The sequence below is a fragment of the Sinorhizobium sp. CCBAU 05631 genome (assembly GCF_002288505.1).
Lineage (GTDB): Bacteria > Pseudomonadota > Alphaproteobacteria > Rhizobiales > Rhizobiaceae > Sinorhizobium > Sinorhizobium fredii_C.
Window position 1 is genome coordinate 3,458,584 of record NZ_CP023063.1, and the last position, 17,756, is coordinate 3,476,339.

A 17,756-nucleotide genomic window follows, 5' to 3' on the forward strand; every position below is an offset into this window, starting at 1 on the left:
GGCGGATGATCAGGACGCCCGCGCGAAAGCCAGGAGGCGCCCCAGCGGCTGCGCGCGAGGCGGTCGGCCGGCAGGTGAGGAAAGTGGATCGACAGGATTCTCTGGCTGTCCGTTGGCCTGAAGAGCGGCGCTCCGGCGTTCGTCGAGGGGGTAGAAGCGGCGGTCATGGGCGTTCCATTCCAGAAAGATGTCGGCAGCGGCATAAGCCCTGCTTTTTTCGACAAGGAGGTGAAAGGCGGGATGGTCGATGCTGCCGCAAAGCACCGAGCCATCGGGGAGAGGACGTTCGCCGGCCGGCGCCGGCTTGATCTGGAAGCGGAAAAAGGCGCTGCTCGCCTCCTCCTTGCCCGCCTGGCGGAAGAGAAGCAGAGGCACATGACCCGCCCGGGCCCGGACATTGAGGCGCCGGCTCTCGCTCAAGGTGAGACAGGCGGGATTGCCGCGGATTTCCAGAACGACCGCGGCGAAGACCGGCACCGAAAGCGCCGTCTCGGCGACCCAGAGCGCATCCTTGACGGTGCGCGCCGCGACGAAGAGGAAGCGCTCCGGATCGAGCCCATAGGACTTGAGGCCGGGCGCATAGAGTTGCCCCGCCTCGCGGCAAGCGAGCGCCTGGCTGATCCAGAGCACCGGAGCGAGATGGCCTTTCTCCCTCCTCTCCTGCTGGTAGAGCACCGCAAGCGCCGCCACGAAGCCGGCGGCCGCGCCCGCATCGCGGGTTTCGGCATTGCGGATTTCCATCATCCCTTCGAGCGGCAGCCCGCCCTTGAGGAGACCGTCGAGCGGCCCGATCCCGAGCGGCAGCACCTTGCGATGCAAGGTCCCTTCACTGCCGCGCCGAAAGCCGGCGGCATCGGCCGTCTTGGCGGTCCGCACGATTCCAGGCAAGCTGCAATTTTCAATCCGTGCTATGGTGTCACGAAGGGAAAGTATGGTTTGCCGTTGCACGGCGTTCTCGGCCATGACGGTCAACTCCCATCAAATGTTCATGTTATGTTCTTATGGATTCCAGAGCTGGCAGGAAGAGTCAACAGCAAAGAATAAGAATTTATTCCTCAGCCCCGCCTGAACAGAATTCAACACTCGAAAAACAAACGGGAAATCGCTATATGAGGGCAACAAGGAGTGCCTATGGCCCGCATTGACCAGACCGATGATTGGCGGGAACGCCACGCACCGACGCTTACCACATTCGAACAGCTTGCTTTTGAAGCCTATAGCCATCTACCGGACGAATTCCGCAAGCTGACGACGGACCTCATCATCGAAGTTGCCGATTTCCCCAGCGACGACGTCTTCGAAGACATGGCGCTCGAGACGCCTTTCGACCTGCTCGGCCTCTTCGAAGGCCGCGGCATCGGCGAACGCTTCACCATGGAGACCGGCCAGTTTCCCAACCGCATCACCCTCTACCGCCGCCCGATCCTCGACTACTGGGCGGAAAACGAGGAAACACTCGGCGATATCATCACCCATGTGCTGATTCACGAGATCGGCCACCATTTCGGTCTTTCCGACGACGACATGGAGCGGATCGAGGCGAGCGTCGAGCACGTCGGAGGTTAGGGCACAAACGACCTTCCATCGATTTGCCCCTCATCCGCCTGCTGGCACCTTCGCCCCGCTCGCGGGGAGAAGGTCGCGGCAGCGGGATGAGGGGCAAGCAACCGTCGCCTAATCTTCGATCTTGCGCGCTTCCGAGACCAGCATGATCGGCACGCCGTCGCGGATCGGATAGGCGAGGCGGGCCTTTTCCGAGACCAGCTCGTGGGCCTCGGCATCGTAGCTAAGCCGCCCCTTTGTCAGCGGACAGACGAGCAATTCGAGAAGTTTCGGATCGACCCTGCTGGCGTTTGCGTCCATGGCTTCGTCTTCACTGCAGAATGTTGTCGAGATCGCCGAAATTGCGGGCGAGTACGATCTCGGTAATCGCGATCAGCGTTTCGGCCCGCGTCTTGAGATCGGGCGCTTCGAGCAGCGCCTGCTTCTCCGCCGGCCCGTAGGGCGACATCATCGCCATCGAATTGACGAGCGTACGGTTGCTCGCCCGCTCGACGCTTTCCCAATCGGCCTCCAGCTTGTTGGCGTCGAGATAGGCGCGGAAGGCGGCGAGCAGCGCCTCGCGGTCGACGAGGGCCTCGTCGTCCGGCCCTTCGAGATCGGCCGCGAAGGGGCCGATGCGGAAGCGGCGATAGCCGCGCACGCCGGAAATTTCGGCAAACAGCCTGTAGCGGCAGACGCCGGTGAGCGAGGTGATGTAGCGGCCGTCGCCGGTTTCGGCGAAGGAGGTGATGCGGCCGATGCAGCCGACCTGGCAGAGTGCCGGCACTGGCGAGGAATCGATGTCGCTGCGGCCTTCGGCAAAGGAGGGCTGGACGATGCCGATCAGCCGGTCACCGGAGAGCGCGTCATCGAACATTGCGAGGTAGCGGGGTTCAAAGATGTTGAGAGGAAGCTGGGCACCCGGAAGCAGCAGCGCGCCCGTCAGGGGGAAGACCGGAATGATCTCCGGCAGATCCTTCGGACTGAGATAACGCGCATTTCCGACATGCATTTCCGATTGCCCCTGAAGATCGCGGCGTCCCCCATTTCATAAACGCGGGCCGCACGCTCAAGAAATGGTGCATCCCTCGAAAATCTCAAGGCAAAAGCTGCGATCGGAGACGCAAAAAACGGCTCGGCTGCCGGCTGTCTTCCGATCAGGAGAAGAGAAGAGAAGACAGCTTGCGCCGGGCGGCAATCGTCGTCGGATCCTTCGGTCCCCAGACTTCGAAGAAGGACAGGAGCTCGCGCCGGGCGGCGTCGTCCTCGAAGCTGCGGTCGCGCTTCATGATCGTCAGGAGATGCTCGGCGGCGCCGGTCCTGTCGCCCTCGACATTGCGGATCTTGGCAAGCTTCAGCCGTGCCGCGTGGTCGTCCGGGTTGTGCGCCAGTTGCTGCTCGAGAGCCACCGGATCGCCGAGCTTGCGAGCCTCCTCGATCTGATCGAGCTTCTTCGAAACAGCACCGATTGCCGCGGCTTTCGCCAGTTCTTCCGGCAGTTGCGAGAGCGCCTGGCGCGCCTCGGTAAGCTGGCCGAGCGCGATCATGCATTCGACCACGCCGGCGATCGCCTCGGTGTTTTCCGGCTCCGCCTGCAGCACGGCGCCGTAGAGGCCGGCGGCGTTCTGGGCATCGCCGGCTTCGAAAAGCGCCTTGGCGTCGGCAAGCACGGCCTCGACCTCTGCCTTGGAATCGTCGACTGCCGGGCCGGCGATACGGTCGATGAACTGCTTGATCTGGCTCTCGGGGATAGCGCCCATGAAGCCGTCGACGGGACGCCCGCCGACAAAGGCGATGACCGCCGGGATCGACTGGATGCCGAGCTGTCCGGCGATCGACGGATGGTCGTCGATGTTCATCTTGACGAGCTTGACGCGGCCGGCGGCTTCCTTGACCACCTTCTCGATGACCGGCGTCAGCTGTTTGCAGGGGCCGCACCAGGGTGCCCAGAAATCGACCAGCACCGGCTGCTGGCGCGAGGCCTCGAGCACGTCGCGGGCGAAGGCGGCGGTGGTCGTCTCCTTGATCAGGTCGCCGGCGGCCGCGGCATTCGGTGCCGGCTGCCCGCCGAACGAGGCCGAGGCCGTCATCTGGTTGCCGAAGGAACCTGCATAGGGATTGTCGCTACCGCCCATTCTTCTCTCTCCTCGCGGGCTTGCCGCCCGACTTGATGCTTTCCGCGCCAAAGATCGTATGTCAGGCCGTCACTTTCAAGACAAGCGGCTCGTGTCCGGTCGCCTCCATGAAGCGCAGCATATCGGTGGCGGCGATCGAGGTCGTCTGGTCGTTCGAGAGCGGGTGGCAGTTGATCGTGTCGAATTCCATCAGCCCCTCGTCGAGAATGATCTTCACCTTGCCCGAGGTGTCGTTGATCGCGCCGAAGGCGGTCACGGCGCCGGGGATCACGCCCAGATATTCCATCAGCTTCTCCGGCTTGCCGAAGGAGACCTTGCTGGCCGCGCCGATGGTCTGATGAATGGTCTTCAGGTCCACCGTCGCATTCTCCTCGACGGTCAGCAGGAAATAATTGTCCTTTTTGTCCTTCAGGAACAGGTTTTTTGTATGTCCGCCGGGAATTTCATCGCGCAGCGCCACCGATTCGGCGACGGTAAAGACCGGCTGATGCTGCTTCGTCCTGTGCTCGATACCGAGTTCGTCGAGAAAGCGGAATAGGTCTTCCGCGGATTTCGGCTGTGCCTCGCTCATCATCTTGATCCTTCCGACGGCTTTAGATTTTGTCCTGCTTTACGAGGAAGGGCCGGCTTACGCAATCTCAAGGGCGGCCAACGGCGGGGGATCGCGGCATGGCGGCCTTTTGGGATTAGCCCGAAAAAATTCTTGCCTTCCGCGCCATTTCCCTGTTGCATTTGAAAAATCGATAGGCCATATAGCGCCGGTCGCCGCAAGACGGGGCGGCAACCCACGGTCCACAGACTACCCCGGACCTGGGTCTGATGAGCGGGTGTAGCTCAGGGGTAGAGCACAACCTTGCCAAGGTTGGGGTCGAGGGTTCGAATCCCTTCGCCCGCTCCAGTTTTCTCAAAGATTATCAGCAGCTTTCTAGCAGCTTTTGCCTGTCTAAAACGCGTCCTAACAAGCTCACTGTCAGCGCTCGCGAGCACTTGCTTAAAGTTGTTGACAGGAATCTCGTTTATTGAATCTATGGGCGTAGGAGATTTCGGGATGAGCTACCTGATAGGAGTGGGACTATACACGCCTGCGGAAGCAGGACGCCTCCTTCACGTGCCCGCGTCGAAAATCTCTCGATGGCTGCGCGGACACTCCGTCAAGGGTTCTACGTACGCACCGCTCTGGGCTCCGGCAATCAATCATGGTGATGATCGGTTGGTGCTCGACTTCAGAGACCTGATGGAAATCAGAGTTGCAGACGCGTTCATTCGAGCAGGTATTTCAGCAATAAAGGTGCGCGCAGCAATTCAGATTGCCCGTGAGGAGCTCGGCCGCGACCACCCTCTTTCTACCGACCGATTTCGGACTGATGGACGTAAGATATTCTTGCACGTCATCGAGACCGACCCCGACGGCCAGGAACGAGAACGCCTGCTGAACATGGCCTTTGACGTGCCCGAATCATCGGTGCGCCGCGCCGTGGAATTTGAAGGTTCTCTCAGTCAGCGGATGGCTGCGTGAAGGTTCTGTTCGACAACTGCACCTCGCCAGTTCTCGCCTCAACATTACATGGTTTCATAAGTCACTTTGGCCACTCGGCCCTGCACATCAAAGATCTCTCCGGCTTACCGCGCGGGCGAAATTCCACCGATTTGGAATGGATAGAATTTCTGCGCACCTCAGCGGAATCGTGGATGTTCATCACCGGAGATACCCGAGTTCTCAGAAATTCGGCAGAACGAGCAGCACTACGCTCCGCTGGGTTACACGGCTTTGTCTTGGCGCCCGCCTATCAAAAATCGCCTATGCACATGGTGGCAGCGACAATCGTTTCCAGATGGCCTGACATGTATCATCTGACAAGCATCGTTGCCGCACCTTCGATGCACGAGTTCCGACCGGCAAACACACGAAGATTCGCTCTCTCCCTCTTTGAGCACCTTTAGATACTTCGCGCTATATATCCGTTTCAGCTCTTGGCGAAAACGTAGTCCGTCTCTTGCCGGAGCACCTCACCCGGCCTCAGCACACCATTCGGAAAACCTCGGTGGTTCACCGCATCGGGCCAGACTTGCGTCTCGAGGCAGAAGCCGGCGAAGGGGCCGTAGCGGCGGCCTTCGAGGCCAGAGACCGGCACGTTCAGTTTGGATCCGGTGTAAAGCTGGACGCCGGGCTCGGTCGTCCGCACCTCCAGCGAGACGCCGGAATTGATGCTGCGCACCAGCGCCACCGAGCGCTTCCGCATGCGCTCCGGCGAGAGGCAGAAATTATGGTCATAGGCGATCCTGTCGCCTTGCATCTGGCGCTTGAGCGAGGTCATCTCGCGGAGGTCGAAGGCAGTGCCGGCGACGGGGCGGATTTCGCCGGTCGGGATCAGCCGCTCGTCCGTCGGCAGGTAATGGTCGGCGGCGATCATGATGTCATGGCCGCGCGCGTCCTCGCCGCCGTCGAGATTGAAATAGCTGTGCTGGCAGACATTGGCGAGCGTCGGCGCGTCGGTCTCGGTTTCGTAGAGGACGTTCAGCGTGCCGCCCGGCTTCAGCGCATAGGTGCAGGTCACCGTGCAGTTGCCGGGATAGCCGGCGCGGCCATCGGGATCGGTGATCCGGAGCGTCACGCTGCCCTCCGCCCGGTCGAGGATCGTCCAGTTGCGCTTGCCGATATTGTCGCTGCCGCCGTGCAGATGCGTGACGCCCTTCTCGTTGAGCTCGAGTTGATAGGCCTTACCGTCGAGCATGAAGCGCCCGTCGCCGATGCGGTTGGCGTTGCGCCCGGGCGTGGCGCCGAAATAGGAGGAATGGGCCGGGTAGCTGTCGAAATCCTCGAAGCCGAGCACGAGCGGGGCCGCATGCCCGTCGAGCCTCAGGTCCTGGATGACCGAGCCCCAGGTCAGCACCTTGGCGGTCAGCCCGCCGCCCGTGAGCGTCAGCCGATGGACCGGTTCGCCGGACGGCAGGTGGCCGAAGATTTCCGTGTCGGTGCTCATCGTTTCTCCCCTCGCGACATCATCCAAGCGGGCGACAAACTGCGTCATTTCCGGCGGGGCGGCAACCGGAAAGTCACACTTTTCACCGCGACAATTCTTTGGTCGCCGCCTGCAGGCCGGCGAGCGTCAGCGGGAACATCCGTCCGTGAAAGAGCGCGCGGATCACGCCGATCGAATGGGTATGGCGCCAATGGCTCTCCGGCACCGGGTTGAGCCAGATCGACCGCGGGAAATGCGCCGTCAGGCGCTCGAGCCAGAGCGCCCCGGCTTCGTCGTTCCAGTGCTCGACCGAGCCGCCCGGATGGCTGATCTCGTAGGGGCTCATCGCAGCGTCGCCGACGAAGATGGCGCGGTAGTCGCTGCCATAGGTGCGCAGGACCTCCGTGGTGCGGGTAATGTCGGCGCGGCGGCGGCGATTGTCCTTCCACAGGCCCTCATAGATGCAATTGTGGAAGTAGAAATAGTCCATATGGCGGAACTCGGCGCGGGCCGCCGAGAACAGCTCCTCGACGATGCGGATGTGGTCGTCCATCGATCCGCCGACGTCGAAGAACATCAGGAGCTTGACGGCATTGCGGCGCTCCGGCCGGGTGACCACGTCGAGATAGCCGTGCTCGGCGGTGGAACGGATCGTGCCGGAGAGGTCGAGTTCGTCGGCCGCCCCTTGGCGCACCCAGCGCCTGAGCCGCTTCAGCGCCACCTTGATGTTGCGGGTACCGAGCTCGACTGTGTCGTCGTAGTCCTTGAACTCGCGCCGGTCCCAGACCTTGACCGCACGCCGATGACGCGAGCCTTCCTGGCCGATCCTGATACCTTCGGGATTGTAGCCATAGGCGCCGAAGGGCGAGGTGCCGGCCGTGCCGATCCATTTCGAGCCGCCCTGGTGACGGCCGGTCTGCTCGGCAAGCCGCTGGCGCAGCGTCTCCATCAGCCTGTCGAAACCGCCGAGCGCCTCGACGAGCTTCTTCTCCTCCTCGGTCAGATATTTCTCGGCGAGCTTCTTCAGCCATTCCTCGGGGATCGCCACTTCGGCAACATTCTGCGACGGGGAAACCGCTTCGAGCCCGGCGAAGCAATGCCGGAACACCCGGTCGAAACGGTCGATGTAGCGCTCGTCCTTGATCAGCGCCGTGCGCGCCAGAAAATAGAAGGCCTCCACGTCGAAAGCGGCGATCCCCTTCTCCATTCCCTCGATCAGCGACAGAAACTCCCGAAGCGTCACCGGGATCTTCTCTGCCTTCAGTTCAAGGAAGAAGGGAATGAACATCACTCTCCGCTGCCGATCTTTTCGAGCTCGTAAGGCGTCGTCTGGTACATCTCGTTGATCCAGTTGCCGAAGAAAAGATGCGCATGGCTGCGCCAGCGGTTCTGCGGCGGCAGGGTCGAATCATTGTGCGGGAAATAGTCGTGCGGCAGCTTGATCGGCACGCCGGCGTCCACGTCGCGGAAATATTCGTCTGAGAGCGAGGTGGAATCATATTCGACGTGATTGAACATATAGAGCCGGTTGCCCTTCTTCTCGTGCACCAGGCAGACGCCCATCTCCCTCGATTCCATCAGGATCTCGAGACCCGGCACCCGGTCGATATCGGCGCGGCGTACCTCCGTCCAGCGCGACACGGGGACGGCGAAATCGTCGGAAAAGCCGTTCAGATAGACGGAGGAGGGCTTGAGATTCTGATGACGATAGACGCCGAAGGCCTTTTCCTTGAGCGGATATTTCGGCACGCCGTGGAAGTGGTAGATCGCCGCCATCGCGCCCCAACAGACGTTCAGCGTCGAATGCACATGCGTTTCGGTCCAGTCGAAAATCCGCTGCAGCTCGTCCCAATAGGTGACCTCTTCATAGTCGAGCGTCTCGACCGGGGCGCCGGTGATGATGAAGCCGTCGAACTTGCGGCCCTTCACCTCCTCCCAGGTCTCGTAAAAGGCGAAGAGATGCTCTTCTGGCGTGTTCTTCGGTCGATAGCCGCCGATGCGCACCAGCGTCAGTTCAACCTGCAGCGGCGTCGCGCCGATCAGCCGGGCGATCTGGATCTCCGTCTTGATCTTGTTCGGCATCAGGTTCAAGAGCCCGATCTGCAGCGGCCGGATGTCCTGACGGACCGCCGCCGTCTCGGTCATCACCCGCACGCCCTCGTTGACGAGCGTTTCAAAGGCAGGCAGCGTATCGGGAATCTTGATGGGCATGGGTCCACTCGATCAATACAAAAAAACCGGCGGCGAGATGATCGCGACCGGTCCTCGGAAATCCGTTCTTTCCTCGGCCCTTTAGCGATTTCTTTAACGTGGCTGCAAGCCGGCCGGCCAAATCACCACAGGATCGTTTGATAGCGTGGCGCGGGGCAGGTGGTCAATGGAAAAGGAGTCTTGGGGTTTGCGGCCCCTCATCCGGCCTGCCGGCCACCTCTCCCTGTTCAACGGGGAGAAGGGACTCGCGGCGGCGCCCAAGCTCTCCCCCCCGCGAGCGGGGGGCTAGTCCTCGGGTTAAGCCCGAGGAGAGGGGCAAACCCGAGGAAAAGGGCGAAGCGTCGCGCACTGCAGCAAGTCCAGACCTTCCTGCATTCCGTACCCCAGACGCGTGACGGCCTTGTCGGGGCTCATCCAAAAGAAGCGGAAGCGGATCGGCGCTCCACCGCCGTCCGGCGTCATTTCGTGATGCAGTCATGTTTGCCGCTGTTCGCCTTCAAGGGCGACGTGGAAATAGTGGCGGCGATGGCAGATTTCCCTATCACCTTTCCCGTAGCGAAAATCCCGGGTGGCGAATTGCGTCGCCGTGTCCGGCAGCGTGAGCCCGGTCTCCTCGAAAAATTCCCGACGGGCCGCGCCTTCCGGGCTCTCGCCCGGCTCAATCGTGCCGCCCGGCACCTGCAGCTCGATTTCGGGAAAATCCGGTTCGTCGAAGACCAGCAGCGAACCCCGCCAGGTGGCGTAGATCAGGACCTTCTGCGCGTCCGGGCTCATGCGTCGCGGCGCGCCATGAAGGCCAGGCGCTCGAACAGGTGCACGTCCTGCTCGTTCTTTAAAAGGGCGCCGTGCAGCTTCGGCAGCATCGATTTTGGATCGGCGCGCAGGTCGGCCGGATCGATCTCATCGGCGACCAGAAGGCGGATCCAGTCGAGAGCCTCGGAGGTCGAGGGCTTCTTTTTGAGCCCCGGCACCTCGCGGATGCCGTAGAAGGCGGCAAGGGCCGCCGATAGCAGGGTCTTGCGGATACCCGGATAGTGGACCTCGACGATGCGGGCGAGCGTCTCGGCATCGGGAAAGCGGATATAGTGGAAGAAGCAGCGGCGCAGGAAGGCGTCCGGCAGTTCCTTTTCGTTGTTCGAAGTGATGACGACGATCGGCCGGTGCCGCGCGCGGATCGTCTCGCCGGTCTCGTAGACGTGGAACTCCATCCGGTCGAGTTCCTGCAAGAGGTCGTTGGGAAATTCAATGTCCGCCTTGTCGATCTCGTCGATCAGCAGCACCACCTTTTCCGGCGCCTCGAAAGCCTGCCAGAGCTTGCCCTTGCGGATATAGTTCTTCACGTCGTTGACGCGGGCGTCGCCGAGCTGGCTGTCGCGCAGCCGCGAGACGGCGTCGTAATCGTAGAGCCCCTGCTGCGCCTTGGTGGTCGATTTGACGCTCCACTCTATGAGGTCGAGGCCAAGTGCCGCGGCGATCTGGCGGGCGAGCTCGGTCTTGCCGGTGCCTGGCTCGCCCTTGACGAGCAGCGGCCGCTCCAGCCTTATCGCCGCATTGACGGCGACCATCAGGTCCTTGTCGGCAATATAGTCGGCGGTGCCTTCAAACTGCATGGACCTGCTACTCTCGAGGTTGATGAATGCGCGAAAACCGATCCCGCCTCACCCGCGAAATGCCGTGACCTCGATTTCGATCAGCATTTCCGGGCGGATCAGGTCGCAAACGACCATCGTCGCGGCTGGGCGGATCTCGCCGAAAACCCCGCCGAAAATCGGGAAGACCCGGTCGGCGAAGCTGGCGTCGGTGACGTAGTAATGATTGCGCACCACGTCCGAAAGCAAGAAGCCGGCTTCCTTCAGCGCGCCCTCGATCGTCTTCAGGCAGTTGCGCGCCTGCTCCTCGACCGTCTTCGGCATGGTCATGCTGGCATAGTCGTAGCCGGTCGTGCCGGAGACGAAGCACCAGTCGCCCTTGACGACGGCACGCGAATAGCCTGCCGCCTTTTCGAAAGGGGAGCCGGAGGAGATCAGCCTGCGCGTCATCGGCGCTCAGGCCCAGGGATGCGATGCCGCGTTCTTCTTCTCGAAACTGTCGATGGCGCCCGCCTTTTCGAGCGTCAGGCCGATGTCGTCCAGGCCGTTCAGCAGGCAGTGGCGCTTGAAGGCATCGATCTCGAACTTGATCGAGCCGCCGTCGGGGCCGGTGATTTCCTGGGCTTCCAGATCGACAGACAACACCGCGTTGGAGCCGCGGTTGGCATCGTCCATCAGCTTGTCGAGGTCGGCCTGGCTGACGACGATCGGCAGGATGCCGTTCTTGAAACAGTTGTTGTAGAAGATGTCGGCGAACGAGGTCGAGATGACGCAGCGGATGCCGAAATCGAGGAGCGCCCACGGCGCATGCTCGCGCGAGGAACCGCAGCCGAAATTGTCGCCGGCAACCAGGATCTTGGCGTTCTGGTAGGCCGGCTTGTTGAGCACGAAATCGGGGTTTGGCGTGCCGTCCTCGTTGTAGCGCGCCTCGGCGAAGAGTCCCGTGCCGAGCCCGGTGCGCTTGATCGTCTTCAGGTAATCCTTCGGGATGATCATGTCCGTGTCGATGTTGACGACGGGCAGGGGCGCAGCAACGCCGGTGAGCTTGACGAACTTGTCCATGGTCTAGCCTTCGATTTCAGCGGAAGTGTTGGGAGAGCGTTTAGATCAGTTTCGCGCCGAAATGAAGGAGAATCTGCGTCTGCGGGCCTTGGCGGGTCGATTCGGGAGCGTCCTTTGCGCGTTCAGTTGAGCGCGCAGCGTCCTAGAGATCGATGATCGTGCCGCGTCCGTCGTTCCAGATCCGCATTTCACGCTGCTGGCCGGCAGCTGCCCGGGTCCGCGCCGGCATCGGCTTCGCATTGAACCGCGCGGCGATTGCGCTGCCGATCGCAACGACGGCGGCGATGCCGGCGAGCGCCAGGGCCAGCGAGGCGGTCAGCACGAAGGCCGCAACCGTGATGGCAATGGCGGCGGCCGTGAAAAGAACAGAGCGGATGCTTTGCATGTTCGTCACCTTTCTATTAGGCCATGTGGTACCTCGCGGCACCGCTTGCAAGAGGGCCCTTCGACCTTGCGCAAGGCAACAAAGGCGGGCACAACGGGTTGCATGACACGAGCGACCGATCATCATCCCGTACGACTCCGCCGCTCCGTGCTCAGCGTTCCGGCCGACAATCCCCGCGCGCTTGCCAAGATCAAGGATCTTGCCGCGGACGCGGTGATCTTCGACCTCGAGAATGCCGTGGCGCCCGAGCACAAGACACAAGCCCGCGACGCCCTTGTCCGCCATCTGTCCGCGAACCGTCCTTCCGGCGAAGCGATCATCCGCATCAATGTGGCGGAATCGGGTTTCAGCGAAGCGGATCTTGTCGCTGCGCTTGCGGCACGCCCCGACGCCGTTCTTCTGCCGAAGGTCGAAAGGCCTGCCGACATCCAAGCCGTGCTCGATTGGTTTTCCGAAAACGACGCGCCTGAAAGCCTGCGGCTTTGGGCGATGATCGAGACGCCGCGCGGCGTCATCAACGCGCCGGCAATCGCCGAGATGGGGCGCACCCTCGGCGGTCGGCTCGATTGCTTCGTCGTCGGCCTCAACGACCTGCGCAAGGCGACGGGTGTGCCCGCCCTTCCCGGCCGCACCTATCTCGTGCCCTGGCTGATGCAGGTGCTGCTTGCCGCCCGCGGCAGCGGTCTCGACGCCATCGATGCCGTCTTCAACGATTTTCGCGATTCGGAGGGTTTTGCGGCCGAGTGCCGGCAGGGGCGCGACATGGGTTACGACGGCAAGATGCTGATCCACCCCGCCCAGATCGACGAAGCAAATCGCTGCTTCGGCATCGACCAGGCGGCACTCGACGAGGCGCACGCGATCATCGGCGCCTTCGCCCGGCCGGAACATGCAGGCAGGGGCGTGATCAATCTAGACGGCCGCATGGTCGAGCGCCTCCATCTCGACGAGGCGCTGAAACTCGCCACGAAAGCGGACATCATCGAAAAGCGAAAGGTGAAACCTTGAAACTCTACCGATTTCTGACCGGTCCCGACGACGCTTCGTTTTGCCACAAGGTGACGGCGGCTTTGAACCAGGGTTGGAGCCTGCACGGCTCGCCCACCTATGCCTTCAACGCCGATACCCAGCACATGCAATGCGGCCAGGCGGTGGTGAAGGAGGTGGAGGGCAAGGATTACCAGCCGGATATGAAGCTGTCGGAGCAGTAAGGCCGAATACCGGGCGCTTCCTCAGATAGGCTGCCCCGAAAGCAATCGCGGGTCCGCTTCGCCGGCAATGCCGGCCGCCTGGCGGATGAAGAAATTCTTGAGCGACGGCAGGCGATCGACGAGGCCGAGGCCGACGTCGCGCAGCACCCTCACCGGCGTGATGTCGTTGGAGAACAGCCGGTTCAGCACATCCGTCGTCACGCCCATGCGGAACGTGTCGAAGCGTCGCCAGATCTGGTAGCGCTCAAGGACGGCGAGCGAGCCGATGTCGAGGCCGAGCCGGTCCGCCTCGACGATCGTTTCGGCAAGGGCGGCCACGTCCTTGAAGCCGAGATTGAGGCCCTGGCCGGAGATCGGGTGAATGCCGTGGGCGGCATCACCCGCCAGCGCGAAGCGCGGGGCCACGAAATCGCGCGCCAGCGTCAGGCCCAGCGGAAAGGCCCTGCGGCCGCCGACCACCTTGAGATGGCCGAGCTTATGGCCGAAGCGGCGCTCCAGTTCCTCTTCGAAAATGAAGTCATCCTCTTTCAGCAGCCTTTCGGCATCGTAGCTGCTCTCCGTCCAGACGAGCGAGGAGCGGTTGTTCTTGAGCGGCAGGGTGGCGAAGGGGCCGGCCGGCAGGAAATGCTCCTCCGCCGTGCCGCCATGCGGCCGCTCGTGCTCGACCGTCGTCACGATGCCGGACTGGCCGTAATCGAACTCGACGACCTTGATGCCGGCCGCCTCGCGCAATTTCGAACGCACGCCGTCGCAGGCGACTAGCAGCCGCGCCTCGAGCGCCTCGCCGCCGGCAAGCGTCACGGCAACGGCGTGATCGCCGCTCTTGAAGCTCTCAACCATCGCCGCCTGGCGGATGGCCACGCCGAGCTCCCGGCACGCGTCGCGCAAGGCGCCGACCAGCGCGGTGTTCGGCACCATATGCGCAAAGGGACGGCCCTCGCCGCCATCGCCCTCGAAGGTCAGAAACACGGGGCGAACGGGATCGGCGGCCTTCGAATCGGTGATCACCATCCTGAGGATCGGCTCGGCCTCCGGCGCGATCGCGCTCCAGACCCCGAGCACTTCGAGCATGCGCTCGGCAGCAAGCGCCACCGCGGAGGCTCGCTCGTCCCTTTTCCAAGCACCTTCCGGCGCGCCGTCGACAACCGTCACTTCAAGATGGGGAGCCGCTTTCTTGAGCGATACGGCAAGCGACAGGCCGACATAACCGCCTCCGGCAATCAGTACATCGATCATCCCGCCTTCTCCCGTCGCACTTGAGCATCGATCCGTGCCTATATAGATCAATGCCATCGCCGTTCCTACTGCCGCATGTCTCCTTGAATCGGGGGCGATTTAAGAAGACACGCAGCAACTCAAAGTGTACAGCGGCCTTTGCGCGTCTGAAAAGGCGCGCGGCGCTGTAGAGGAGACCGCCGAAATGTCGCGCCCCACCGAAACCCCCATGGATGCGCTTCTCGCCATTCTCGATCTCGAGAAGCTCGAGGTGAATCTGTTCCGCGGCTTGAGCCCCCAGGTCGGCTGGCAGCGAGTGTTCGGCGGACAGGTGATCGGCCAGGCGCTCGTCGCCGCACAACGCACCGTGGATGCCGGCCGCTACGTGCATTCGCTGCACGCCTATTTCCTGCGGCCCGGCGATCCCACCGTCCCGATCATCTACGAGGTGGACCGCATCCGCGACGGGTCGAGCTTCGCGACGCGCCGCGTCGTGGCGATCCAGCACGGCAAGGCAATCTTCTCCATGTCCGCCTCCTTCCAATTCGACGAAGACGGTTTCGACCATCAGTTCGACATGCCCGACGTGCCGATGCCGGAAACCTTGCCGGGCGAAAAGGAGCTGCGGGAGAAATTCCTGGTCCACGCACCGGAAGCGATCCGCCGTTATTGGGAACGGCCACGGCCGATCGAGATCCGGCCGACCTCGCTCGAGCACTACTTCTCACGCGACAAGGCCGCGCCGCGGCAGGACGTCTGGGTGAAGGCCGTCGGCCAGGTGCCGGACGAACGGCATCTGCAGGCGGCCGTGCTTGCCTATCTCTCCGACATGACCCTGCTCGATACCTCGCTCTATGCGCACGGCACTTCGGTCTTCGACCGGACGCTGCAGGTCGCGAGCCTCGACCATGCCATGTGGTTCCATCGGCCCTCCAAAATGGACGACTGGCTGCTCTATACCCAGGACAGCCCGAGCGCGCACGGCGCACGCGGCATGACGCGCGGCAGCCTGTTCGATCGTTCCGGCGTGCTGATCTCCTCGGTGGCACAGGAAGGCCTGATCCGTAAAAAGGCAGTTGAGTAAAAAATAGCCAGTTCTGAGCCATTTTTTGGCTTTTGCCTATTTTATCAGCTTTTCAATTGGCTGCTTTTTTAGCATTCCGCGATCGTCGGCGCAGGAATCGTGGTTTTTTCGTGTCTTTTCCGGAGTTTGCGGCCTCTGAATTGAATCTGGCACGCCCCTTGAATGTGACTTTTCGGTTGCCCAGCGCTTCACGCGCTTAAGCAGCAAGGAGAGACGGCCTCCCGCGCGGAGGCAGACAAGGATGGGAAGCCGATGAAAATTGTGATGGCCATTATCAAGCCGTTCAAGCTCGATGAGGTTCGCGAAGCCCTGACCGCCGTAGGCATCCAGGGTTTGACCGTGACCGAAGTGAAGGGTTACGGCCGCCAGAAGGGGCACACCGAAATTTACCGTGGCACCGAATACGCGGTGAGCTTCCTGCCGAAGCTGAAGATCGAGATCGCGGTTCCGTCGGAGATCGTTGACAAGGCCGTCGACGCGATCGCCTCGGCCGCCAAGACCGGCCAGATCGGCGACGGCAAGATCTTCGTCTATTCGATTGACCACGCCGTGCGCATCCGCACCGGCGAAACCGATTCAGAAGCGCTGTAAGAGCGCCGATCAGGGAGCATTTTTCGATGTCGTCATTCAACCTTTCCACTTCTCTTCGACGCGTGGGCGCCACCGCCGCCGCCTTGCTCGCGCCGGTCGTTGCCTTTGCCCAGGAGGCGGCGCCCGCCGCTGCCGAGGCCGTTGCAGCAACGCCGGTTCCGGACAAGGGCGACACCACCTGGATGCTGCTGTCGACCATCCTCGTCCTCCTGATGACCATTCCCGGGCTCGCGCTCTTCTATGGCGGTCTTGTGCGTGCCAAGAACATGCTGTCGGTGCTGATGCAGGTTCTGATGATCACCGCCGTCGTGATGATCATCTGGGTGACCTACGGCTATTCGCTGGCCTTCACCGATGGCGGCTCGCTCAATTCCTTTATCGGCGGCTTCTCGAAAATGTTCCTGGCCGGCGTTGACACGACGACGCTTGCGGAAAGCTTCTCGAAGGGCGTCTTCATCCCCGAATACGTCTTCGTCGTCTTCCAGATGACCTTCGCCTGCATCACCCCGGCGCTGATCGTCGGCGCCTTCGCCGAGCGCATCAAGTTCTCGGCCGTCATGCTGTTCGTCATCCTGTGGGTCACCTTCGTCTACTTCCCGGTGGCCCACATGGTCTGGTTCTGGGGCGGCCCGAGCGCCTATACGGCCCCGACCGGCCTGATCTTCTCCTTCGGCGCGATCGATTTCGCCGGCGGCACCGTCGTCCACATCAATGCCGGCATCGCGGGCCTCGTTGGCGCGATCATGCTCGGCAAGCGCACGGGCTACAAGAAAGAGATCATGGCTCCGCATTCGATGACGCTTACTATGGTCGGCGCCTCGCTGCTGTGGGTCGGCTGGTTCGGCTTCAATGCCGGCTCGAACCTCGAAGCCAATGCTTACGCGGCCCTCGCCATGATCAACACCTTCCTGGCGACCGCAGCTGCGATCATCTCCTGGGCCGTCGTCGAAACGCTCGTCCGCGGCAAGGCTTCGATGCTCGGTGCCGCCTCGGGTGCCGTTGCCGGCCTCGTCGCGGTGACCCCGGCCGCCGGCTTTGCCGGCCCGATGGGCGCGATCGTGCTCGGCCTCGCCGTCTCGCCGGTCTGCTACTTCTTCGTCGACGTGGTGAAGAACAAGTTCCACTATGACGACAGCCTCGACGTCTTCGGCATCCACGGCGTCGGCGGCATCCTCGGTGCGATCGCAACCGGCATCCTCGTCAATCCGGCGCTCGGCGGTGCAGGCATCGTTGACTATTCGACCGCCGACTTCGCCGCCGGCTACGCCGGCACGGCAACGCAGGTCTGGGCGCAGCTGAAGGGCGTCCTCGTCACCGTCGTCTGGTCCGGTATCGGTTCCGCCATCCTCTTCAAGGTGGTCGATGCGATCGTCGGCCTGCGCGTCTCGGTCGAAGCGGAGCGCGAAGGCCTCGACCTCTCCTCGCACGGCGAGGCCGCCTACCACGCCAGCTAAGCTCGATTGCGGCGCCGGCAAAAAACGGCGCCGCCAAAAGTCCCGTCGCGATCCGCATATTTCGTGGATCGCCTTTCGCCCGGATCTCGCGATCCGGGCTTTTTTTGTTCCTCGACCGGCCTATCCACCGGTAATTCGGCGCCACACGCGCATGGTTAATGTCGCATTAACCCTACTACGCTTAGGTTGATTCCATGGCACGCAATGTGCCCGGAGCATGCTGCGCCGAAACCGGTTGGGGTCGGGCAAGGATGTTCTGCAATCAATGGCTGGAATGTTCCCACCGTTACTCGCAAAATGCGTGGCGCTCCGGCGGA

20 protein-coding genes, 1 tRNA gene, 1 pseudogene and 1 riboswitch are annotated in these 17,756 nt (G+C 62.4%); of the genes and pseudogenes, 8 read left to right on the forward strand and 14 right to left on the reverse strand.

Annotated elements, in window-relative coordinates; all coding sequences use genetic code 11:
* Positions 1–9 precede the first annotated feature (9 nt).
* Positions 10–963, reverse strand: coding sequence for a hypothetical protein (locus SS05631_RS31950; RefSeq protein ID WP_037417969.1), 954 nt, complete (start codon positions 961–963; stop codon positions 10–12).
* A gap of 168 nt (positions 964–1,131) precedes the next feature.
* Between SS05631_RS31950 and SS05631_RS16860 the strand changes: the two genes are divergently transcribed.
* Positions 1,132–1,566 carry a metallopeptidase family protein gene (locus tag SS05631_RS16860; RefSeq protein ID WP_037389938.1) on the forward strand — a complete coding sequence of 145 codons (435 nt, stop codon included), beginning with the start codon at positions 1,132–1,134 and terminating at the stop codon, positions 1,564–1,566.
* A gap of 108 nt (positions 1,567–1,674) precedes the next feature.
* Here the strand turns inward: SS05631_RS16860 and SS05631_RS16865 are convergent, their stop codons facing one another.
* From SS05631_RS16865 to SS05631_RS16880, 4 genes are all read right to left on the reverse strand, one after another.
* Entirely contained in the window at positions 1,675–1,863 is a 189-nt protein-coding gene (locus SS05631_RS16865) for a Trm112 family protein (RefSeq protein ID WP_018235934.1), read from the reverse strand.
* A gap of 10 nt (positions 1,864–1,873) precedes the next feature.
* Complete coding sequence (locus SS05631_RS16870; protein ID WP_037389940.1) at positions 1,874–2,554, reverse strand: LON peptidase substrate-binding domain-containing protein; 681 nt, start codon at positions 2,552–2,554, stop codon at positions 1,874–1,876.
* A gap of 145 nt (positions 2,555–2,699) precedes the next feature.
* Positions 2,700–3,677 (reverse strand): thioredoxin, encoded by a 978-nt coding sequence (gene trxA / locus SS05631_RS16875; protein WP_037417972.1) that lies wholly within the window; start codon positions 3,675–3,677, stop codon positions 2,700–2,702.
* 61 nt (positions 3,678–3,738) lie between these two features.
* Positions 3,739–4,248 (reverse strand): prolyl-tRNA synthetase associated domain-containing protein, encoded by a 510-nt coding sequence (locus SS05631_RS16880; protein WP_037418183.1) that lies wholly within the window; start codon positions 4,246–4,248, stop codon positions 3,739–3,741.
* A 252-nt stretch (positions 4,249–4,500) separates the two neighbouring features.
* Between SS05631_RS16880 and SS05631_RS16885 the strand changes: the two genes are divergently transcribed.
* Positions 4,501–4,575 (forward strand) — tRNA-Gly (locus SS05631_RS16885).
* 150 nt (positions 4,576–4,725) lie between these two features.
* Positions 4,726–5,193: a hypothetical protein gene (locus SS05631_RS16890; RefSeq protein ID WP_050988245.1), complete on the forward strand. Its 468-nt coding sequence runs from the start codon at positions 4,726–4,728 to the stop codon at positions 5,191–5,193.
* 448 nt (positions 5,194–5,641) lie between these two features.
* On the opposite strand, the gene SS05631_RS16895 is transcribed toward SS05631_RS16890, so the two are convergent.
* The 8 genes and pseudogenes from SS05631_RS16895 to SS05631_RS16930 all read right to left on the reverse strand — a co-directional run bounded on the left by SS05631_RS16895 (position 5,642) and on the right by SS05631_RS16930 (position 11,884).
* The gene (locus SS05631_RS16895; protein ID WP_037418186.1) at positions 5,642–6,658 is read right to left on the reverse strand and encodes an aldose epimerase family protein; all 1,017 of its coding nucleotides are present in this window, start codon (positions 6,656–6,658) and stop codon (positions 5,642–5,644) included.
* 82 nt (positions 6,659–6,740) lie between these two features.
* Positions 6,741–7,925, reverse strand: coding sequence for a VWA domain-containing protein (locus tag SS05631_RS16900; RefSeq protein WP_037417975.1), 1,185 nt, complete (start codon positions 7,923–7,925; stop codon positions 6,741–6,743).
* Positions 7,925–8,848 carry a homoserine O-succinyltransferase gene (metA, locus tag SS05631_RS16905; RefSeq protein WP_037417986.1) on the reverse strand — a complete coding sequence of 308 codons (924 nt, stop codon included), beginning with the start codon at positions 8,846–8,848 and terminating at the stop codon, positions 7,925–7,927. The genes SS05631_RS16900 and metA overlap by 1 nt, the downstream gene beginning before the upstream one ends.
* Positions 8,849–8,909: 61 nt before the next feature.
* A riboswitch (SAM riboswitch) is annotated at positions 8,910–8,987 on the reverse strand.
* A gap of 158 nt (positions 8,988–9,145) precedes the next feature.
* A pseudogene (locus SS05631_RS16910) lies at positions 9,146–9,622 on the reverse strand (NUDIX domain-containing protein).
* Complete coding sequence (locus SS05631_RS16915) at positions 9,619–10,458, reverse strand: MoxR family ATPase (protein ID WP_037417990.1); 840 nt, start codon at positions 10,456–10,458, stop codon at positions 9,619–9,621. Before SS05631_RS16915 ends, SS05631_RS16910 begins: the two are co-directional and overlap by 4 nt.
* Before the next feature lie 48 nt (positions 10,459–10,506).
* Positions 10,507–10,887 carry a RidA family protein gene (locus tag SS05631_RS16920; RefSeq protein WP_037417993.1) on the reverse strand — a complete coding sequence of 127 codons (381 nt, stop codon included), beginning with the start codon at positions 10,885–10,887 and terminating at the stop codon, positions 10,507–10,509.
* Positions 10,888–10,893: 6 nt separating this feature from the next.
* Positions 10,894–11,499 (reverse strand): 3-isopropylmalate dehydratase small subunit, encoded by a 606-nt coding sequence (gene leuD, locus SS05631_RS16925; protein ID WP_037390394.1) that lies wholly within the window; start codon positions 11,497–11,499, stop codon positions 10,894–10,896.
* Positions 11,500–11,641: 142 nt separating this feature from the next.
* The gene (locus tag SS05631_RS16930; protein ID WP_037390393.1) at positions 11,642–11,884 is read right to left on the reverse strand and encodes a hypothetical protein; all 243 of its coding nucleotides are present in this window, start codon (positions 11,882–11,884) and stop codon (positions 11,642–11,644) included.
* A gap of 102 nt (positions 11,885–11,986) precedes the next feature.
* Between SS05631_RS16930 and SS05631_RS16935 the strand changes: the two genes are divergently transcribed.
* Complete coding sequence (locus SS05631_RS16935) at positions 11,987–12,892, forward strand: CoA ester lyase (RefSeq protein ID WP_037417996.1); 906 nt, start codon at positions 11,987–11,989, stop codon at positions 12,890–12,892.
* Positions 12,889–13,095, forward strand: coding sequence for a DUF1737 domain-containing protein (locus SS05631_RS16940; RefSeq protein WP_037390390.1), 207 nt, complete (start codon positions 12,889–12,891; stop codon positions 13,093–13,095). Before SS05631_RS16935 ends, SS05631_RS16940 begins: the two co-directional genes overlap by 4 nt.
* A 21-nt stretch (positions 13,096–13,116) precedes the next feature.
* Here the strand turns inward: SS05631_RS16940 and SS05631_RS16945 are convergent, their stop codons facing one another.
* Complete coding sequence (locus SS05631_RS16945) at positions 13,117–14,331, reverse strand: ubiquinone biosynthesis hydroxylase (RefSeq protein WP_095678019.1); 1,215 nt, start codon at positions 14,329–14,331, stop codon at positions 13,117–13,119.
* A gap of 184 nt (positions 14,332–14,515) precedes the next feature.
* Here SS05631_RS16945 and tesB point away from each other — a divergent pair, with 184 nt between their 5' ends.
* From tesB to SS05631_RS16960, 3 genes are all read left to right on the forward strand, one after another.
* Positions 14,516–15,394 (forward strand): acyl-CoA thioesterase II, encoded by an 879-nt coding sequence (tesB, locus tag SS05631_RS16950; protein WP_037418004.1) that lies wholly within the window; start codon positions 14,516–14,518, stop codon positions 15,392–15,394.
* Between the two features lie 252 nt (positions 15,395–15,646).
* Complete coding sequence (locus SS05631_RS16955) at positions 15,647–15,985, forward strand: P-II family nitrogen regulator (protein WP_014766401.1); 339 nt, start codon at positions 15,647–15,649, stop codon at positions 15,983–15,985.
* Positions 15,986–16,011: 26 nt separating this feature from the next.
* The gene (locus SS05631_RS16960) at positions 16,012–17,439 is read left to right on the forward strand and encodes an ammonium transporter (protein ID WP_037418009.1); all 1,428 of its coding nucleotides are present in this window, start codon (positions 16,012–16,014) and stop codon (positions 17,437–17,439) included.
* Positions 17,440–17,756: the final 317 nt, after the last annotated feature.

Bases quoted from the DNA above. Each gene is read 5' to 3' on its own strand.
- SS05631_RS31950 (WP_037417969.1), bottom strand. From the start codon at position 963: ATGGCCGAGAACGCCGTGCAACGGCAAACCATACTTTCCCTTCGTGAC.
- SS05631_RS16860 (WP_037389938.1), top strand. From the start codon at position 1,132: ATGGCCCGCATTGACCAGACCGATGATTGGCGGGAACGCCACGCACCG.
- SS05631_RS16865 (WP_018235934.1), bottom strand. From the start codon at position 1,863: ATGGACGCAAACGCCAGCAGGGTCGATCCGAAACTTCTCGAATTGCTC.
- SS05631_RS16870 (WP_037389940.1), bottom strand. From the start codon at position 2,554: ATGCATGTCGGAAATGCGCGTTATCTCAGTCCGAAGGATCTGCCGGAG.
- trxA (WP_037417972.1), bottom strand. From the start codon at position 3,677: ATGGGCGGTAGCGACAATCCCTATGCAGGTTCCTTCGGCAACCAGATG.
- SS05631_RS16880 (WP_037418183.1), bottom strand. From the start codon at position 4,248: ATGAGCGAGGCACAGCCGAAATCCGCGGAAGACCTATTCCGCTTTCTC.
- SS05631_RS16890 (WP_050988245.1), top strand. From the start codon at position 4,726: ATGAGCTACCTGATAGGAGTGGGACTATACACGCCTGCGGAAGCAGGA.
- SS05631_RS16895 (WP_037418186.1), bottom strand. From the start codon at position 6,658: ATGAGCACCGACACGGAAATCTTCGGCCACCTGCCGTCCGGCGAACCG.
- SS05631_RS16900 (WP_037417975.1), bottom strand. From the start codon at position 7,925: ATGTTCATTCCCTTCTTCCTTGAACTGAAGGCAGAGAAGATCCCGGTG.
- metA (WP_037417986.1), bottom strand. From the start codon at position 8,848: ATGCCCATCAAGATTCCCGATACGCTGCCTGCCTTTGAAACGCTCGTC.
- SS05631_RS16915 (WP_037417990.1), bottom strand. From the start codon at position 10,458: ATGCAGTTTGAAGGCACCGCCGACTATATTGCCGACAAGGACCTGATG.
- SS05631_RS16920 (WP_037417993.1), bottom strand. From the start codon at position 10,887: ATGACGCGCAGGCTGATCTCCTCCGGCTCCCCTTTCGAAAAGGCGGCA.
- leuD (WP_037390394.1), bottom strand. From the start codon at position 11,499: ATGGACAAGTTCGTCAAGCTCACCGGCGTTGCTGCGCCCCTGCCCGTC.
- SS05631_RS16930 (WP_037390393.1), bottom strand. From the start codon at position 11,884: ATGCAAAGCATCCGCTCTGTTCTTTTCACGGCCGCCGCCATTGCCATC.
- SS05631_RS16935 (WP_037417996.1), top strand. From the start codon at position 11,987: ATGACACGAGCGACCGATCATCATCCCGTACGACTCCGCCGCTCCGTG.
- SS05631_RS16945 (WP_095678019.1), bottom strand. From the start codon at position 14,331: ATGATCGATGTACTGATTGCCGGAGGCGGTTATGTCGGCCTGTCGCTT.
- tesB (WP_037418004.1), top strand. From the start codon at position 14,516: ATGTCGCGCCCCACCGAAACCCCCATGGATGCGCTTCTCGCCATTCTC.
- SS05631_RS16955 (WP_014766401.1), top strand. From the start codon at position 15,647: ATGAAAATTGTGATGGCCATTATCAAGCCGTTCAAGCTCGATGAGGTT.
- SS05631_RS16960 (WP_037418009.1), top strand. From the start codon at position 16,012: ATGTCGTCATTCAACCTTTCCACTTCTCTTCGACGCGTGGGCGCCACC.